We start from the raw sequence: 15,690 nt of genomic DNA, 5'->3' as shown, positions 1-15,690 counted from the left end.
TCTGATCTCTCGGAGGACGAGGTTCTCCCAAGCTGCGGTGGCCGTCGCGGTCGTCGCCCTCGCGGCCGCCGGGTGCGGCAAGTCCAGCACCGACGCCTCGAACAGCTCGGACAAGGGCTCGTCCGGCTACACGGGCAAGGGCATAGGCCTGGCCTACGACATCGGCGGCAAGGGCGACCAGTCCTTCAACGACGCCGCCTTCGCCGGTTTCGAGAAGGCCGAGAAGGAGTTCAAGATCGGCGGCCGGGACATCGAGCCGCAGGACGGCGAGTCCAGCGCGGACAAGGTGCAGCGCCTGGAGCAGCTCGCGAAGGCCGGCTACAACCCGATCATCGGAGTCGGCTTCGTCTACGCGCCCGCCGTCAAGGAGGTCGCGGCCAAGTACCCGAAGATCACCTTCGGCATCATCGACGACGACACGGTCAAGGCGAGCAACGTCGCCGACCTGGTCTTCCACGAGGAGCAGTCCTCGTACCTGGCCGGTGTCGCCGCCGCGAAGGCGACCAAGAAGAACCACATCGGCTTCATCGGCGGCGTGGACATCCCGCTGATCCACAAGTTCGGGGCGGGCTTCGCCCAGGGTGCCAAGTCGGTCAACCCGAAGATCAAGATCGAGTCGCAGTTCCTGACGCAGACGCCCCAGGAGGGCGGCTTCTCCAGTCCCGACAAGGGCAAGGACGCGGCGAACGGCCAGATCGAGGCGGGTGCCGACGTGATCTACCAGGCGGCGGGTCTGTCGGGCCAGGGTGTGATCCAGGCCGCCGCCGAGCACAAGGTGTGGGCGATCGGCGTCGACTCCGACCAGTACCAGCAGGGCGCCCTCGCCAAGTACAAGGACAACATCCTCGGCTCGGCCCTGAAGAACGTCGGAGGCGCGGTGTACGACCTGACCAAGTCGGTCGTCGAGGGCAAGCCGCTGAGTGGTGAGCAGCGCGGCGACCTCAAGTCGGGCGGCGTCGGCTTCGCCGACTCCAACCCGAAGTACCAGGCCCTGAAGGACGTCGTCGCGGCGGTCGACAAGGCCAAGCAGGACATCATCGACGGCAAGGTCACGGTCAACACGCAGTGACGCCGCCGTTCCGGCCGGCTACCGGGGTGCCCCGTAGCCGGTAACGGACGCCGTGAGTGAATCCGCCCCGTCGGCTCCGGTCCGGCGGGGCGGAGCGCTGAGCGCCCCCGCCGGCCCCGCATCGGCCCCGCATCGGCCCCATGCCGGCCTCACGTCGGTCGGGGTGCCGCGGTCCCGCGGCAGGCGCAGGCTGGGAGACAGGACGGTGGCCGCGCGGAGAGGGGCCGCCCGTCCGCGGTGCAGAGGTCGCACGGTCGCACGGTCGTACCTGGGGTCACAAATCCCCCTTTTTTCTCCTAGCTCACCTTCACATCAGGAGCCCCTTCCCTCCCTGTGATCCCCCGCACCCTTGCCTCGCGCAAGCGCCGCACCGCGCTCCGTAACCTGCCCTGTGTCAGTGGCCACATCTCGATAACGGACCGGACAGAAGGGGTTTTCCGTCCGGTCTACGCGCGTTACGCTGCCGCGGAACCAGCGCCTGGTATGGGCGCTTGCACAAAGGAGTCACGTTCCATGCGCCGGGTGTCCCGTATCGCCGTTGCCGGGGTTGCGACCGCAGCCCTTGCAGTCACCGTATCCGCCTGTGGCAACTCGTCCACGTCGTCTGCCGGTGGCAGCGGCAAGTCCAAGGGCGTAGGCCTCGCGTACGACATCGGCGGCAAGGGCGACCAGTCCTTCAACGACGCCGCGTACGCCGGTTTCCAGAAGGCCGAGAAGGACTTCGGTGTCACCGGCCGTGACGTCGAGCCGCAGGACGGCGAGACGGACGCCGACAAGGTGCAGCGCCTGGAGACGCTCGCCAAGGCGGGTTACAACCCCGTCATCGGTGTCGGCTTCGTGTACGCGCCGGCCGTCAAGGAGGTCGCGGCGAAGTTCCCGAAGGTGACCTTCGGCATCATCGACGACAACGAGATCCACGCGAAGAACGTCACCGACATGGTCTTCCACGAGGAGGAGTCCTCCTACCTCGCCGGTGTCACCGCCGCCAAGACCACCAAGAAGAACCACATCGGCTTCATCGGTGGTGTGAACATCCCGCTGATCCACAAGTTCGAGGCGGGCTTCATCCAGGGTGCCAAGTCGGTTAACCCGAAGATCAAGGTCGAGTCGCAGTTCCTGACGCAGACGCCCCAGGAGGGCGGCTTCTCCAGTCCCGACAAGGGTGAGAACGCCGCGAACGGCCAGATCGACGCCGGTGCGGACGTGATCTACCACGCCGCCGGCCTCTCCGGTCAGGGCGTCATCAAGGCCGCCGCCACGCACAAGGTGTGGGCGATCGGCGTCGACTCCGACCAGTACAGCCAGAGCGCTCTGGCGTCGTACAAGGACTACATCCTCACCTCGGCGCTCAAGAACGTCTCCGGTGCGGTGTACGACCTCGCCAAGTCCGTCATCAAGGACAAGAAGCCGCTGACCGGCGAGATCCGCGGCAGCCTCGACAACGGTGGCGTCAGCCTCGCCGACTCCAACCCGGTGTTCAAGAACAACGCCGACCTCCAGGCCGCTCTGAAGAAGGCCGAGCAGGGCATCAAGGACGGCTCGATCAAGGTCAAGACCTCCTGACCGGAGATCACAGGCCGACCGGAAGCATGGCCAAAAGAACGCTGTAGTGGCAGCGTTACGGTCGCGGAACGGGGCGCGGGGAGGAAGACCGACTCGCGCCCCGTTCGCGCGGCAGAATGCTCGGAACGGATCGACAGGGATCAGGTCCGGGCACTATTTAAAGCAGGGGCGCTACGCGCGTAGAGCGGCCCCTTTCCCAAGGAGAGTGCGCCATCGACGCGTCCAGCAGCCCTCCGCTCACCGCACCGTCGACGACCGCGGTCGAGCTGGCGGGGATCACCAAGCGATTCCCCGGTGTCGTCGCCAACCACGACATCCACCTGACGGTCCGCAAGGGCACCGTGCACGCCCTCGTCGGCGAGAACGGTGCCGGCAAGTCGACGCTGATGAAGATCCTCTACGGCATGCAGAAGCCGGACGAGGGCACGATCACCGTCGACGGCGAGCAGGTGTCCTTCAACAGCCCCGCCGACGCCATCGTGCGCGGCATCGGCATGGTTCACCAGCACTTCATGCTCGCCGACAACCTCACGGTCCTCGAGAACGTGGTCCTCGGCAGCGAGAAGCTCCACGGCATCGGCAGCGGCGCCCGCAAGAAGATCAAGGAGATCTCCGAGCGGTACGGCCTCGGCGTACGCCCCGACGTCCTGGTCGAGAACCTCGGCGTCGCCGACCGCCAGCGCGTCGAGATCCTCAAGGTCCTCTACCGCGGCGCCAAGACCCTCATCCTCGACGAGCCGACCGCCGTGCTCGTCCCGCAGGAGGTCGACGCGCTCTTCGACAACCTGCGCGAGCTGAAGTCCGAGGGTCTGTCCGTCATCTTCATCTCCCACAAGCTGGGCGAGGTGCTGTCGGTCGCCGACGACATCACCGTCATCCGCCGCGGCACGACGGTCGGCACCGCCGTTCCCTCCCAGACGACACCCCGCCAGCTCGCCGAGCTGATGGTGGGCAGCGAGCTGCCCACGCCGGAGACCGCCGAGTCGACCGTGACGGACCGGCCGGTGATCGAGGTCAAGGGCCTCATCGTGCACGCGAGCGGCGGCCCCTCGCTCGGCGACCTCGCCGAACCCTCCTCCACCGGCCTGCTCACCGAGCAGACCGCCGAGAGTGCGACGGGGGTGCGCCGCGTCCTCGACGACATCACCTTCACCATCCACGCCGGTGAGGTCATGGGCATCGCCGGTGTCGAGGGCAACGGCCAGACCGAGCTGATCGACGCGCTGATCGGCCTGAAGAACGCCGACTCCGGCTCCATCGCCTTCCTCGGCGAGGACATCACCGCCTGGTCCACCCGCAAGCGCCGCGAGCAGGGTGTCGGCTACATTCCCGAGGACCGCCACCGCCACGGTCTGCTCCTCGAGGCCCCGCTGTGGGAGAACCGCATCCTCGGCCACGTCACCGAGCGCCCCAACGCCAAGGGCTTCTGGCTCGACCCCAAGGGCGCCCAGGACGACACCCGGCGGATCGTCAAGGAGTACGACGTCCGCACGCCCGGCATCGACGTCACCGCCGCCTCCCTGTCCGGCGGCAACCAGCAGAAGCTGATCGTCGGCCGCGAGATGAGCCACAACCCGAAGTTCCTGATCGCCGCCCACCCCACCCGCGGCGTGGACGTCGGCGCGCAGGCGCAGATCTGGGACCAGATCCGCGCGGCCCGCCGCGAAGGCCTGGCCGTTCTGCTGATCTCCGCCGACCTGGACGAGCTGATCGGCCTCTCCGACACCCTGCGGGTGATCTACAACGGCCGGCTGGTCGCCGACGCCGACCCCGCCACCATCACCCCGGAGGAACTGGGCTCGGCCATGACGGGTGCCGCGTCCGGTCACCTGGAACACGTAGAAAACGCCACAGAAGGCGACGCAGACGCCGGTCCGGAGGACGACGCCCGATGAAGAAGTTCGACAAGGAGCGGATGCTCCTCGCGGTGGCCGGTCCGGTCATCGCGCTCGTCTCGGCGATCGTGCTCACCTCGGTCGTGCTGATCGCCTCCGGCAAGAACCCGTTCGAGCCGTACCGCCTGATGATCGAGCAGGCGACGTTCTCCGACGTCCAGGTGCTGATCGTCAACCAGGCGTCGATGTACTACCTGGCGGCGCTCGCGGTGGCCATCGGCTTCCGTATGAACCTGTTCAACATCGGCGTCGACGGCCAGTACCGCCTCGCCGCGATGATGACCGCCGTCGTCGGCGCGCACCTCGCGCTGCCGTCCTTCCTCCAGATCCCGCTGCTCATGCTGGTCGCCATGTTCACCGGCGCCTTCTGGGCCGGTATCGCGGGTGTCCTGAAGACCACCCGGGGGGTGAGCGAGGTCGTCGCGACGATCATGCTCAACGCCATCGCCACCAGCCTCATCGGCTACCTCACCCTCTCCAACGTGTGGGGCGTGCAGGTCGGCAACAACATGACGACCGGCATCATGAAGAACTCCGGATGGGTCCCGGGCATCAACCTGGGCCCCGACGTCGGCGAGATCTACGGCCTGGTCTTCCTCGCGGTCGTCGCGGGCGTCCTGTACTGGCTCGTCCTCAACCGCACCCGGTTCGGCTTCGACCTGCGCGCCACCGGCGCCTCCGAGACCGCCGCCGCGGCCTCCGGCGTCAACGCCAAGAAGATGGTCCTCACCGCGATGCTGATCTCCGGCGCGGTCGCGGGCCTGTCCGGCCTGCCGCTGCTGCTCGGCGACGCCCACACCTACAGCCTCAGCTTCCCGGCGGGCCTCGGCTTCACCGGCATCACCATCGCCCTGCTCGGCCGCAACAACCCGGTCGGCATCGCCTTCGCGGCGCTGCTGATCGCCTTCCTGGACAAGGCGTCCCCCGCTCTCGACTACGCGACCCCGGTGGCGTACGAGAAGGAGATCGCCACGATCATGCAGGGCCTGATCGTCTTCGCGGTCGTCATCTCGTACGAGTTCGTCCGCCAGTGGGGTCTGCGCCGCCAGCAGAGCCGGGTCGGCGCCGAGCTGGCCGCCGCCGCTCAGAACACCAACAAGGAGGTGGCGGCCTGATGAGCACCGCGACCATCGCCAAGCCCAAGGCGAAGCAGCCCGGCAGGGGCAGCCGCCGTATGTCACTGCCGGTACTCCTGCTGATCATCGCCGGAGTCCTGGCCCTCACCTCGATCGTCCGGTTGATCACCGGCGCGGACGGCATCACCTCGACCGGCCAGATGTCCACGGCGCTGCGCCTGGCCGTCCCGATCGGTCTCGCGGGCCTCGGCGGCCTGTGGGCCGAGCGCTCCGGCGTCGTCAACATCGGCCTCGAGGGCATGATGATCCTCGGCACCTGGTTCGGTGCCTGGGCCGGCTACCAGTGGGGCCCGTGGACCGGTGTCGTCTTCGGCATCATCGGTGGTGCGCTCGGCGCCCTCCTGCACGCCATCGCCACCGTGACCTTCAACGTGAACCACATCGTCTCCGGTGTGGCGATCAACATCCTGGCCCTCGGCACCACCCGCTACCTGTCGAAGTTCACCTTCGAGAACGCCCCGCAGGGCTCCTCCAAGCAGTCCCCGCCGATCGACTCGCTGGGCACCTTCGACATCCCCGGCCTGTCGAGCTGGCTGGACACGCTGAACCACAAGCACTGGTTCCTGGTCTCCGACATCGCGGGCCTGATCGGCGGTCTGGTCACCGACCTGTCCCCGCTCACCGTGATCGCGGTCGCGCTGGTCCCGGTCTCGTGGTGGGTGCTGTGGCGCACGGCCTTCGGCCTGCGGCTGCGTTCCTGCGGCGAGAACCCGGTGGCGGCGGAGTCCCTCGGCGTCAACGTGTACAAGTACAAGTACATCGCCGTGATCATCTCCGGTGGGTTCGCGGGCCTCGGCGGCGCGTTCCTGTCCATCGTGGCGTCCAACGTGTACCTGGACGGCCAGACAGCCGGCCGCGGCTACATCGGTCTCGCCGCGATGATCTTCGGTAACTGGATGCCGGGCGGACTCGCCCTCGGCGCGGGCCTGTTCGGCTACACCGACAGCCTCAACCTGCGCGGCGGCACCACCAACGTCCACGCCCTGATCCTGCTGCTCGGCATCCTGGTGGTGCTCGGCGCGGCGTACCTCGCATGGAAGAAGAAGTACGTCCCCGCGGTGATCACCGCCGTGGTCGGGGCGCTGCTCTTCGTCTGGTACTCCAGCACCAGCGAGGTTCCCGCGCAGCTTGTCACCGCCACCCCGTACATCGTCACCCTGCTGGTGCTGTCGCTGTCGGCGCAGAGCCTGCGGATGCCGAAGGCGGACGGCATGCCGTACCGGAAGGGACAGGGCAAGTGACGCCGCCCGCCACGGTCGACTGGGCGGCCCTGCGAGAGCAGGCGCGCGCGGCGATGGCCCGCGCGTACGCCCCCTACTCGGGCTACCCGGTCGGTGTCGCGGCCCTGGTCGACGACGGACGCGTCGTCACCGGCTGTAATGTCGAGAACGCCTCCTACGGCCTCGGCCTGTGCGCGGAGTGCGGACTCGTCTCCCAGCTCCAGAACACCGGGGGCGGCCGGCTGACGCACTTCACCTGCGTCGACGGCAACGGGGAGATCCTCGTGCCGTGCGGCCGCTGCCGCCAGCTGCTGTACGAGTTCGGCGGCCCGGATCTGCTCCTGGAGACCCCGGCGGGCATCCTGCCGCTGTCAAAGATGCTGCCCCAGGCGTTCGGCCCGGACCATCTCACCAAGTAACTCCCGCGCGGCCCCCCGAGTCGTCCTTCATGACTCAGGGGGCCGCGCACCTTCGGACCTTCGGAAGGAAACCCTGGCCATGGACGCCATCTCCGTCATCCGCACCAAGCGGGACCGCGGTGAGCTGAGCGACGAGCAGATCGACTGGGTCATCGACGCATACACGCGGGGCGAGGTCGCCGACGAGCAGATGTCCGCGCTCGCGATGGCAATCCTGCTCAACGGCATGAACCGCCGTGAGATCGCCCGCTGGACCGCGGCGATGATCGCCTCGGGCGAGCGGATGAACTTCTCGTCGCTGTCCCGTCCGACGGCCGACAAGCACTCGACCGGCGGCGTCGGCGACAAGATCACCCTCCCGCTGGCGCCGCTGGTCGCCGCCTGCGGGGCGGCGGTCCCGCAGCTGTCGGGCCGCGGCCTCGGCCACACCGGCGGCACCCTGGACAAGCTGGAGTCGATCCCCGGCTGGCGCGCACTGCTGTCGAACGAGGAGATGCTGCACGTCCTGGACACCACGGGCGCGGTGATCTGCGCGGCGGGCGACGGCCTGGCACCCGCCGACAAGAAGCTCTACGCGCTGCGCGACGTCACGGGCACCGTCGAGGCGATCCCGCTGATCGCCTCCTCCATCATGTCCAAGAAGATCGCGGAGGGCACGGGCTCGCTGGTCCTCGACGTGAAGGTCGGCTCCGGCGCCTTCATGAAGACGATCGAGGACGCGCGGGAGCTGGCGTCCACGATGGTGGGTCTCGGCACCGACCACGGCGTGAAGACGGTGGCGCTGCTGACGGACATGTCCACGCCCCTGGGCCTGACGGCGGGCAACGCCCTCGAGGTCCGCGAGTCGGTGGAGGTCCTGGCGGGCGGCGGCCCCTCCGACGTGGTGGAGCTGACCATCGCCCTGGCCCGCGAAATGCTGGACGCGGCGGGCGTGAAGGATGCGGACCCGGCGAAGGCGCTGGCCGACGGCTCGGCCATGGATGTCTGGCGCCGGATGATCGCGGCCCAGGGCGGCGACCCGGACGCGTCGCTGCCGACGTCGAAGGAGCAGCACGTGGTGAGGGCCCCCTCGTCGGGTGTCCTGACCCGCCTGGACGCCTACGGCATCGGCGTCGCCGCCTGGCGCCTCGGTGCGGGCCGCGCCCGCAAGGAGGACCCGGTGCAGGCCGCCGCGGGAATCGAGATGCACGCCAAGCCGGGCGACACGGTGACCGAGGGCCAGCCGCTGCTGACCCTGCACACGGACACCCCCGAGCGCTTCGAGTACGCGCTGCAGGCGGTCGAGGGCTCGTACGACGTGGCGGCCCCGGGCACGGACTTCGGCGCCTCGCCGGTGGTGCTGGAACGGATCGCCTGACCTGGGCTTTCCCCTTTCGGGTGAACGGGACCGGTGGACCGCCGCCGGTCCCGTTCGGCATGCTGGGATCGGTGACGCACCGATGGGAGACACCGCCATGAGCGCACTCACCGTGAGCCAGGACCCCGATCAGAGCTGGGACGACCTCGTTCGGTTCTGGGAGGAGATGGAATGGCCCGAGGGCAGCAAGGTGGAGATCATCGAAGGGGTCGTCACCGTGTCACCCGCTCCCGCGTCCCGGCACAATGTCATCGCGGAACGCATTCAGCGTCGCCTTTACTCTGTGATTCCCGATGACTGGGGCGTCTACCAGACACTGGCCATCGCCGTCCCCTCGCGTCTGGGCATGCTCATCCCGGACCTTGTGGTGGCTCCGGTGCCGGAGTGCACGGAAGCGGACACCCACATCCCGGCCGCCCTGGCCGAACTCGTCGTCGAGGTGACCTCCAGGTCCAACGCCCGCCACGACCGCGTCAGCAAGCCCGCCGCGTACGCGACCGCGGGCATCCCGCTCTATCTCCTCGTCGACCGCTGGGCCTCCGGCGTTCCCACGGTGACGCTGTACGGCGAGCCGAAGGGCGACGTCTACCAAGTTCTGTCCGCCGTCAAGTTCGGCGACACCATCACGCTGCCCGCACCCTTCGACCTCACCCTCGACACCAGCCAGTTCCCCGCCGACTAGCCACGCCGCCGCGCTCGTCCGCCCGATGACTTCCGCGTGCCACGGTCGTCTACCGAACGTGGACGCGACAACACCAGCAGTGCTGTACCTGCCCGTCTCCCTCGGCCGGGACGAGGTGGCGGCGCTGTGCGAGGACGTGCGGGCGCGGCTGGTGTCCGGCGGGGCCGAGGTCGTGGTGTGCGATGCGTCCGGGCTGGGCCCACCGGCACTCACGACCGTCGACGCCCTGGCCCGGATGCAGCTGGCCGCCCGGCGGGCCGGGGGCCGTATCCGGCTGCGCGATCCGGCGCCCGCCCTACGCGCGCTAATCGATCTGACCGGCCTCCCCATCGCGCTGGAGGGGCAGGCCGAACAGCGGGAACCAGCGCTTGGTGTCGAGGAAGCAGTGGAACCCGGAGATCCTGCCGTCTGATGTCTCCAGGACCTGGACCGCCCAGGCCGTGAAGCCGCCGGTGTCCGGGTCCGGCTTGTACTGGGCGAAGCCCGGCAGGCCGTTGACCGCGACCGGCACCAGGCGGGAACCCGCGCAGGCGGAGCCGAGCGTGGTCATGAAACCGGTGATGTCCGCCGTACCGCGCAGCCACAGGTCGAACGGCGGCATCGTCATCACCGCGTCCTCGTGCAGCAGGGCCGTCAGCGCCGTCATGTCGTACCCCTCGAAGGCCGCCACATAGCGCTCCAGCAGTTGCCGCTGCCCCGCGTCCAGAGGGTCCGCGACGGCGGCGCCGGCGCCCTCGCCGGCCCGCTCCGCCAGCGTCGCACGCGCCCGCTGCAATGCGCTGTTGACCGAGGCGACCGAGGTGTCGAGCAGCTCGGCGACCTCGCTCGCCCGCCAGGCCAGCACCTCGCGCAGGATGAGCACCGCGCGCTGCTTGGCGGGCAGCTGCTGCAAGGCCGCCATGAAGGCCAGCCGGACCGACTCCTTGGCGACCGCCGCCTCCGCCGGGTCGTCGGTGGTCGGCAGGACGCGCGCGTCAGGCATCGGCTCCAGCCAGGTGCTGTCCGGGCGCGGGCAGAGGGCGGCCTGGGCCAGGGGCGTCGACTCGGTCAGGTCCATCGGGCGGGCACGCCTGTTGCCCGCGCTCAGCATGTCCAGGCAGACGTTCGTCGCGATCCGGTACAGCCAGGAGCGGAGCGAGGAGCGGCCCTCGAACCTCTCGTAGCTCCGCCAGGCGCGGACCATCGTGTCCTGTACCGCGTCCTCGGCCTCGAAGGACGAGCCGAGCATGCGGTAGCAGTATCCCGTCAGCTCGGTCCTGTGCCTCTCCAGCCGGACGTCGAGGTCCTCCACCGTCGCCGTACCGTCACCCATGGTCCACCCACCCCAGTGGCCGTCCGTGTCGCGCGCCATCGCGCCCAGCACTTCGGAAGCTATCGCAGCCCACTGACAACGGGGCCCGCGGCGGAGAAAGCCGCAGGCCGGGGGGCCCGGCACCACCTCGAAGGTGCGGCCGCCGCCTGTGCGGCGCGGCGTCTACGCCGCCGCCGGCTCCCCTCGCGCGGCGAGGCGGGCCGCGCGTGATCCGAACACGGTGATCGTCACGACGCCGAGAACGGCCAGTACGCCCATGCCCACCGTCCCGGGCCAGCCGCCCGCGTGGAACGCCATCGCGCCGACCGTGCTGCCGGTGCTGGAACCGATGTAGTACGACGACTGGTACAGCGCGGACGCCTGGGCACGGCCCCGCTTCGCCGTGTGACTGACCGCCGACGACGCCACCGCGTGGCCCGCGAAGAAGCCCGCCGTGATCAGCACCAGCCCCAGCAGGACCAGCGGCAGCAAGGACGCCACGGACAGGAGGAGGCCCGCCGTCGTGGTGCCGGCCGCCATGTAGAGCGCCCCGCGGCGGCCCAGCCGGTGCACCAGCCGCCCCGCCGTCGACGCCGACACCGTGCCCACCAGGTACACCAGGAAGATCGAGCCGATGATGCCCTGCGGCAGCCCGAACGGCTCCTCCGTCAGGCGGTAGCCGATCACGGTGTAGACGCCGCCGAACACCGTCATGAACAGCGCGCCGATCGCGTAGAGCCGGCGCAGCAGCGGATCGGCCAGGTGGTCGCGGACCGTGCGGGCCAGCACCCGCGGCCGCAGCGACCCCGGCGTGAAGTGCCGCGGCACCGGCAGCAGGAGCCGGAAGGCCACCGCACACGCCACCGCGATCACCCCGATCGTGCCGACGGAGACCCGCCAGCCCCATTCCTGCGCGACCCAGCCGGTGATGACCCGGCCGCTCATCCCGCCCACGCTGTTGCCCGCCACGAACAGGCCGATAGCCGTGATCAGGGCCCTGGGGGTGACCTCCTCGGCCAGGTACGCGGTCGCCGACGCGGGCAGCCCGGCCAGTGCCGCGCCCTGGAGGGCGCGCAGCGCGATCAGCGCACCGAGCGACGGGGCGAAGGGGACCAGCAGCCCGACCGTCACCGCCACGGCCAGCGACGTCGTCATCAGCGTCCGCCGTCCGAACCGCTCGGACAGCGCGCTCATGGGGAGGACGAACAGCGCCAGTCCGCCCGTGGCGCCCGACACCGTCCAGCTCGCCGCGCTCGCCGTCACCCCGAAGTCGCGGGAGACGAGTGGCAGCAGGGCCTGCGTGGAGTAGAGGAGGGCGAAGGTCGCGACCCCGGCGAGAAACAGGGCGAGGCTCATCCGGCGGTAGCCGGGGCCGCCCGGGGTCAGACGGGAGACGGGGGCGGGGGCGGTCGCGGAGTCGGCGCCCACGGTGGTGGACGCCGCGGTATCAGCAGCGGGCATGCTTCGAACGTACGGATCCCGCTCCTCATCCGTCCAATGCACAGAAACGCCATAATCGTTCCCATGGTGCATCAGCAGAGGTCAGCCACTCGCCTGTCATCGTCCAGTGACACAAGTGACGCAGAAGACATCGTCGCGCTGCTCGCGCCGCGCCTGGCGCACTTCGCGGGTGTCGCCCGGACCGAGCATGTCACCCGTGCCGCGCAGGAGATGCAGGTCCCCCAGTCCACCCTGTCCCGCGCGCTGGTCCGCCTCGAAAAGGACCTGGGCGTCGAGCTGTTCGCCCGGCGCGGGCGCACGGTCGCCCTCACCCCCGCCGGCCGGACCTTCCTCGCGTCCGTCGAGCGCGCTCTCGCGGAGATCGAACGGGCTGCCGAAGAGGTGCGCGCGGACGCCGACCCGGCCACCGGCAAGGTCGCCTTCGGCTTTCTGCACACGATGGGTGCCGAGACCGTACCCGGCCTTATCCACGCCTTCCGCGCCGACCACCCGCGCGTGCGCTTCAGCCTCGTCCAGACCTACGGCGAGGCGATGCTCGAGAAGCTGCGCGCCGGGGAGCTGGACCTGTGCCTGACCTCCCCGGTTCCCGACGAACCCGATCTGGTCGCCCGCCGCCTCGACGAGCAGAAGCTGCGGCTCGTCGTCCCCGCCGACCACCGGCTCGCGGGCCGCCGGCGCATCCGGCTCGCCGAGGCCGCGGACGAGACGTTCGTGACCCTGGAGCCCGGCTACGGGATGCGCCGGATCACCGACGCACTGTGCCGCGAGGCGGGGTTCACACCGCGCGTCGCCTTCGAGGGCGAGGAGGCCGAGACCCTGCGGGGCCTGGTCGCGGCGGGGCTGGGCGTCGCACTGCTGCCGCCGCCGGCGGTGCCGCGGCCGGGTGTCGTCGAGCTGACGGTCACGGCGCCGCGGGCGGTGCGGGAGATCGGCGTCGCATGGCTGGCGGGGCACGTCGACACGCAGCCGGTGGCGGCCTTCAAGAAGTTCCTGCTGTCGAGAAGGGGGCGGCTGCTGCACCAGTGAGCGGCGCCGGGCGCCTCATCTGCGCAACGACCGGCCGAACCCCGCTGCCAGCGGCATCCGCAGCCCAAGGGGCGGGGGAGCGGCGAGCGCGTCCTCCACCGGCCGGGACAACGGCCGCCCGAACAGCGTGCCCATTATGAAGTCCTCGGCGAGCGCGTGTACTTCGGAGCGGTACTGGTGCAACCCGTGCCCGTCCGCGTGCACTTCGAAGCGGCAGATGTCACGGTTGGTCTTCTTCGCGCGGGCCGCCAGCCGGAAGGACAGCTCCGGGTCCGTGCGCTCGTCGTTGGTGCCGTGCACGATCAGCACCTGCCGCCCGGCGAGCTGCTTCACCGGTTCGGGCGGCGCCGCCATGTCCTCCTCGGGCAGCCAAGGGGCCAGTGCGAGCACGGAGTTGACGGCCGGGTGCCCGGCCGCGTGCAGCGCCGCCCGGCCGCCCATGCCCATCCCGACGAGACACACCGGCACATCCCCATGGCGTCGTACGACCTCGTCGGCGGCCCATGCGGCGTCCTGCGCCGGATGCGCCTCGCCGCCGTTCCAGCCCCGGTAGCGGTAGTGCACCACGTGGGTGACCAGGCCCTCGCCGTGGCCGGCCCGGGCCAGGCGGCGGCCGAGCCCGAGGACGGAGACGGTCGCGAGCAGGGTCGAGGGCCTGCGGGCGGAGACCTCGTCGCCGCCGGGGAGCAGCAGCACCGCGCCGCTCACCGTCGTCGGCTCCGGGCCGAGCGCCCTCCCCAGCCGGGCCCTGCGCATCGGCGTCGCTTGGTGTGCCATGACAGAACAGTGTCAGAAGCGACGGTGTACGCGACCCGTCCTGAGGGTCACCTTTACATATCGACGTCTCGCCGTACTCCAGCCTCTACGCGCGTAGGCGTTATGGTGCGGAAATGACGAGCCAGCACCAGAACACCCCGAGCTGGGACCATATCCGCCGGGCGCCCAAGGTCCTGCTGCACGACCATCTCGACGGGGGTCTGCGCCCCGGCACCATCGTCGATCTCGCCCGGGAGGCGGGCTATGCGCACCTGCCCGAGACGGACCCGGACAAGCTCGGCATCTGGTTCCGAGAGGCCGCGGACTCCGGTTCCCTGGAGCGGTATCTGGAGACCTTCTCCCACACGGTCGGGGTCATGCAGACCCGGGACGCGCTGGGGCGGGTGGCGGCCGAGTGCGCCGAGGACCTCGCCGAGGACGGCGTCGTCTACGCGGAGGTGCGCTATGCGCCCGAGCAGCATCTGGAGGGCGGGCTGACCCTGGAGGAGGTCGTCGAGGCGGTCAACGAGGGCTTCCGGGAGGGCGAGCGGCGGGCGAAGGCTAACGGCCACCGCATCCGCGTCGGCGCCCTGCTCACCGCCATGCGCCACGCGGCCCGCTCCCTGGAGATCGCCGAACTGGCCAACGGCTACCGCGACCAGGGCGTGGTCGGTTTCGACATCGCCGGAGCCGAGGCCGGTTACCCGCCCACCCGGCATCTCGACGCCTTCGAGTACCTGAAGCGCGAGAACAACCACTTCACCATCCACGCCGGGGAGGCCTTCGGACTGCCGTCCATCTGGCAGGCGTTGCAGTGGTGCGGCGCCGACCGGCTCGGCCACGGGGTGCGCATCATCGACGACATCGAAGTACTCGAGGACGGCTCGGTGCAGCTCGGACGCCTCGCCTCGTACGTACGCGACAAGCGCATCCCCCTGGAGATGTGCCCCAGTTCCAACCTCCAGACCGGCGCCGCCGACTCGTACGCCGACCACCCCATCGGGCTGCTGCGGCGGCTGCATTTCCGTGCCACCGTCAATACGGACAACCGTCTGATGTCCGGGACGAGCATGAGCCGAGAATTCGAGCACCTGGTCGACGCTTTCGGTTATACGCTCGACGATCTCCAGTGGTTCTCGGTCAATGCTATGAAGTCAGCATTCATTCCTTTCGATGAACGGCTGGCAATGATCAATGACGTCATCAAGCCCGGCTACGCCGAGTTGAAGTCCGAATGGCTGTTCCGTCAGACCGCCTCCACCAGCGCTTCCGCGGCCGGCGACAGCTGAAGGGGCCCGTTTTCCGGCGGTCGGGAAACATGGATCCGGCCGATCGGGGACGTTTGCGGAGCACGCATCCGCGTGCTTACGGTTTCCGGACCGCTCACATCCCCGTCATCGGATCCAAGGACGCATTCATCATGAAGCAGTCTGCTGCCAAAACCGTTGGGGTCGCCGCCCTGGGCGCCGCCTTCGCCGCCGTGGGCGCGGGCGTCGCGAGCGCGGCCCCGGCCGTACCGGACATCGCCGGGCCGGACACCGTGACCCAGGCGCTGCCGCTGGGCAACGTCACCGGCACGGTGCCCGGCGCGGGCGAGGTGCTCGGCCAGGGTCAGCGCGCCCTCGGCACCGCGGTGCCCGCCGTGGGAAAGGCGGCGGCCGACGGGCCGGCCGCGCCGGTCGGCGGTCTGCTCGGCGGACTGCCCGTCAAGACGCTGCCGTTGCACGGTCTGCCGGTGAACGGCAGCCCGCTGACCTGACAGGGCATCAGTCCGCGACGCCGATGGGCGCCCCCGACCGACCGGGGGCGCCCATC

General features: G+C 69.9%; 15 protein-coding genes. 12 read left to right on the top strand and 3 right to left on the bottom strand.

What is annotated here, in order from left to right; all coding sequences use genetic code 11:
- Window positions 1-37 precede the first annotated feature (37 nt).
- The 9 genes from ABZ876_RS02530 (at window position 38) to ABZ876_RS02490 (ending at window position 9,753) form a co-directional block, all read left to right on the top strand.
- Window positions 38-1,069, top strand: a complete 1,032-nt coding sequence (locus ABZ876_RS02530; RefSeq protein WP_361773101.1) for a BMP family ABC transporter substrate-binding protein — start codon at window positions 38-40, stop codon at window positions 1,067-1,069.
- 513 nt (window positions 1,070-1,582) lie between these two features.
- Window positions 1,583-2,632 (top strand): BMP family ABC transporter substrate-binding protein, encoded by a 1,050-nt coding sequence (locus ABZ876_RS02525; protein ID WP_361773098.1) that lies wholly within the window; start codon window positions 1,583-1,585, stop codon window positions 2,630-2,632.
- 212 nt (window positions 2,633-2,844) lie between these two features.
- The gene (locus ABZ876_RS02520; RefSeq protein WP_361773900.1) at window positions 2,845-4,527 is read left to right on the top strand and encodes an ABC transporter ATP-binding protein; all 1,683 of its coding nucleotides are present in this window, start codon (window positions 2,845-2,847) and stop codon (window positions 4,525-4,527) included.
- Window positions 4,524-5,642 (top strand): ABC transporter permease, encoded by a 1,119-nt coding sequence (locus ABZ876_RS02515; RefSeq protein WP_361773095.1) that lies wholly within the window; start codon window positions 4,524-4,526, stop codon window positions 5,640-5,642. The genes ABZ876_RS02520 and ABZ876_RS02515 overlap by 4 nt, the downstream gene beginning before the upstream one ends.
- Window positions 5,642-6,904: an ABC transporter permease gene (locus tag ABZ876_RS02510; RefSeq protein WP_361773092.1), complete on the top strand. Its 1,263-nt coding sequence runs from the start codon at window positions 5,642-5,644 to the stop codon at window positions 6,902-6,904. Before ABZ876_RS02515 ends, ABZ876_RS02510 begins: the two co-directional genes overlap by 1 nt.
- Window positions 6,901-7,302, top strand: a complete 402-nt coding sequence (locus ABZ876_RS02505; RefSeq protein ID WP_361773089.1) for a cytidine deaminase — start codon at window positions 6,901-6,903, stop codon at window positions 7,300-7,302. Before ABZ876_RS02510 ends, ABZ876_RS02505 begins: the two co-directional genes overlap by 4 nt.
- Window positions 7,303-7,375: 73 nt before the next feature.
- Entirely contained in the window at window positions 7,376-8,659 is a 1,284-nt protein-coding gene (locus ABZ876_RS02500) for a thymidine phosphorylase (RefSeq protein ID WP_361773897.1), read from the top strand.
- Window positions 8,660-8,756: 97 nt separating this feature from the next.
- Window positions 8,757-9,341, top strand: a complete 585-nt coding sequence (locus tag ABZ876_RS02495; RefSeq protein WP_361773086.1) for a Uma2 family endonuclease — start codon at window positions 8,757-8,759, stop codon at window positions 9,339-9,341.
- 25 nt (window positions 9,342-9,366) lie between these two features.
- Window positions 9,367-9,753, top strand: coding sequence for an STAS domain-containing protein (locus ABZ876_RS02490; RefSeq protein ID WP_361773083.1), 387 nt, complete (start codon window positions 9,367-9,369; stop codon window positions 9,751-9,753).
- Here ABZ876_RS02490 and ABZ876_RS02485 read toward each other — a convergent pair.
- Together ABZ876_RS02485 and ABZ876_RS02480 are read right to left on the bottom strand one after the other, a co-directional pair.
- Window positions 9,646-10,653 carry a sigma-70 family RNA polymerase sigma factor gene (locus ABZ876_RS02485; protein ID WP_361773080.1) on the bottom strand — a complete coding sequence of 336 codons (1,008 nt, stop codon included), beginning with the start codon at window positions 10,651-10,653 and terminating at the stop codon, window positions 9,646-9,648. The two genes, ABZ876_RS02490 and ABZ876_RS02485, sit on opposite strands and share 108 nt — an antisense overlap.
- Before the next feature lie 162 nt (window positions 10,654-10,815).
- Window positions 10,816-12,093 (bottom strand): MFS transporter, encoded by a 1,278-nt coding sequence (locus ABZ876_RS02480; RefSeq protein ID WP_361773077.1) that lies wholly within the window; start codon window positions 12,091-12,093, stop codon window positions 10,816-10,818.
- Window positions 12,094-12,156: 63 nt separating this feature from the next.
- Here ABZ876_RS02480 and ABZ876_RS02475 point away from each other — a divergent pair, with 63 nt between their 5' ends.
- Window positions 12,157-13,119, top strand: a complete 963-nt coding sequence (locus ABZ876_RS02475; RefSeq protein WP_361773074.1) for a LysR family transcriptional regulator — start codon at window positions 12,157-12,159, stop codon at window positions 13,117-13,119.
- A gap of 15 nt (window positions 13,120-13,134) precedes the next feature.
- Here ABZ876_RS02475 and ABZ876_RS02470 read toward each other — a convergent pair whose 3' ends face one another.
- Window positions 13,135-13,896 carry an alpha/beta hydrolase gene (locus ABZ876_RS02470; protein WP_361773071.1) on the bottom strand — a complete coding sequence of 254 codons (762 nt, stop codon included), beginning with the start codon at window positions 13,894-13,896 and terminating at the stop codon, window positions 13,135-13,137.
- Window positions 13,897-14,009: 113 nt separating this feature from the next.
- Here ABZ876_RS02470 and ABZ876_RS02465 point away from each other — a divergent pair, with 113 nt between their 5' ends.
- Both ABZ876_RS02465 and ABZ876_RS02460 read left to right on the top strand, forming a co-directional pair.
- Window positions 14,010-15,164, top strand: coding sequence for an adenosine deaminase (locus ABZ876_RS02465; protein WP_361773068.1), 1,155 nt, complete (start codon window positions 14,010-14,012; stop codon window positions 15,162-15,164).
- 131 nt (window positions 15,165-15,295) lie between these two features.
- Window positions 15,296-15,634, top strand: coding sequence for an ATP-binding protein (locus tag ABZ876_RS02460; RefSeq protein ID WP_361773065.1), 339 nt, complete (start codon window positions 15,296-15,298; stop codon window positions 15,632-15,634).
- Window positions 15,635-15,690: the final 56 nt, after the last annotated feature.

The organism is Streptomyces sp. NPDC046931 (assembly GCF_040644655.1).
Lineage (GTDB): Bacteria > Actinomycetota > Actinomycetes > Streptomycetales > Streptomycetaceae > Streptomyces.
The sequence above is the reverse complement of the archived record's forward strand: the minus strand, read 5'-3'. Positions and strand labels throughout refer to the sequence as shown.

Coding starts and splice junctions, on each gene's coding strand:
- ABZ876_RS02525 (WP_361773098.1), top strand. CDS start 1,583: ATGCGCCGGGTGTCCCGTATCGCCGTTGCCGGGGTTGCGACCGCAGCC.
- ABZ876_RS02515 (WP_361773095.1), top strand. CDS start 4,524: ATGAAGAAGTTCGACAAGGAGCGGATGCTCCTCGCGGTGGCCGGTCCG.
- ABZ876_RS02510 (WP_361773092.1), top strand. CDS start 5,642: ATGAGCACCGCGACCATCGCCAAGCCCAAGGCGAAGCAGCCCGGCAGG.
- ABZ876_RS02495 (WP_361773086.1), top strand. CDS start 8,757: ATGAGCGCACTCACCGTGAGCCAGGACCCCGATCAGAGCTGGGACGAC.
- ABZ876_RS02490 (WP_361773083.1), top strand. CDS start 9,367: ATGACTTCCGCGTGCCACGGTCGTCTACCGAACGTGGACGCGACAACA.
- ABZ876_RS02485 (WP_361773080.1), bottom strand. CDS start 10,653: ATGGGTGACGGTACGGCGACGGTGGAGGACCTCGACGTCCGGCTGGAG.
- ABZ876_RS02480 (WP_361773077.1), bottom strand. CDS start 12,093: ATGCCCGCTGCTGATACCGCGGCGTCCACCACCGTGGGCGCCGACTCC.
- ABZ876_RS02475 (WP_361773074.1), top strand. CDS start 12,157: ATGGTGCATCAGCAGAGGTCAGCCACTCGCCTGTCATCGTCCAGTGAC.
- ABZ876_RS02470 (WP_361773071.1), bottom strand. CDS start 13,896: ATGGCACACCAAGCGACGCCGATGCGCAGGGCCCGGCTGGGGAGGGCG.
- ABZ876_RS02465 (WP_361773068.1), top strand. CDS start 14,010: ATGACGAGCCAGCACCAGAACACCCCGAGCTGGGACCATATCCGCCGG.
- ABZ876_RS02460 (WP_361773065.1), top strand. CDS start 15,296: ATGAAGCAGTCTGCTGCCAAAACCGTTGGGGTCGCCGCCCTGGGCGCC.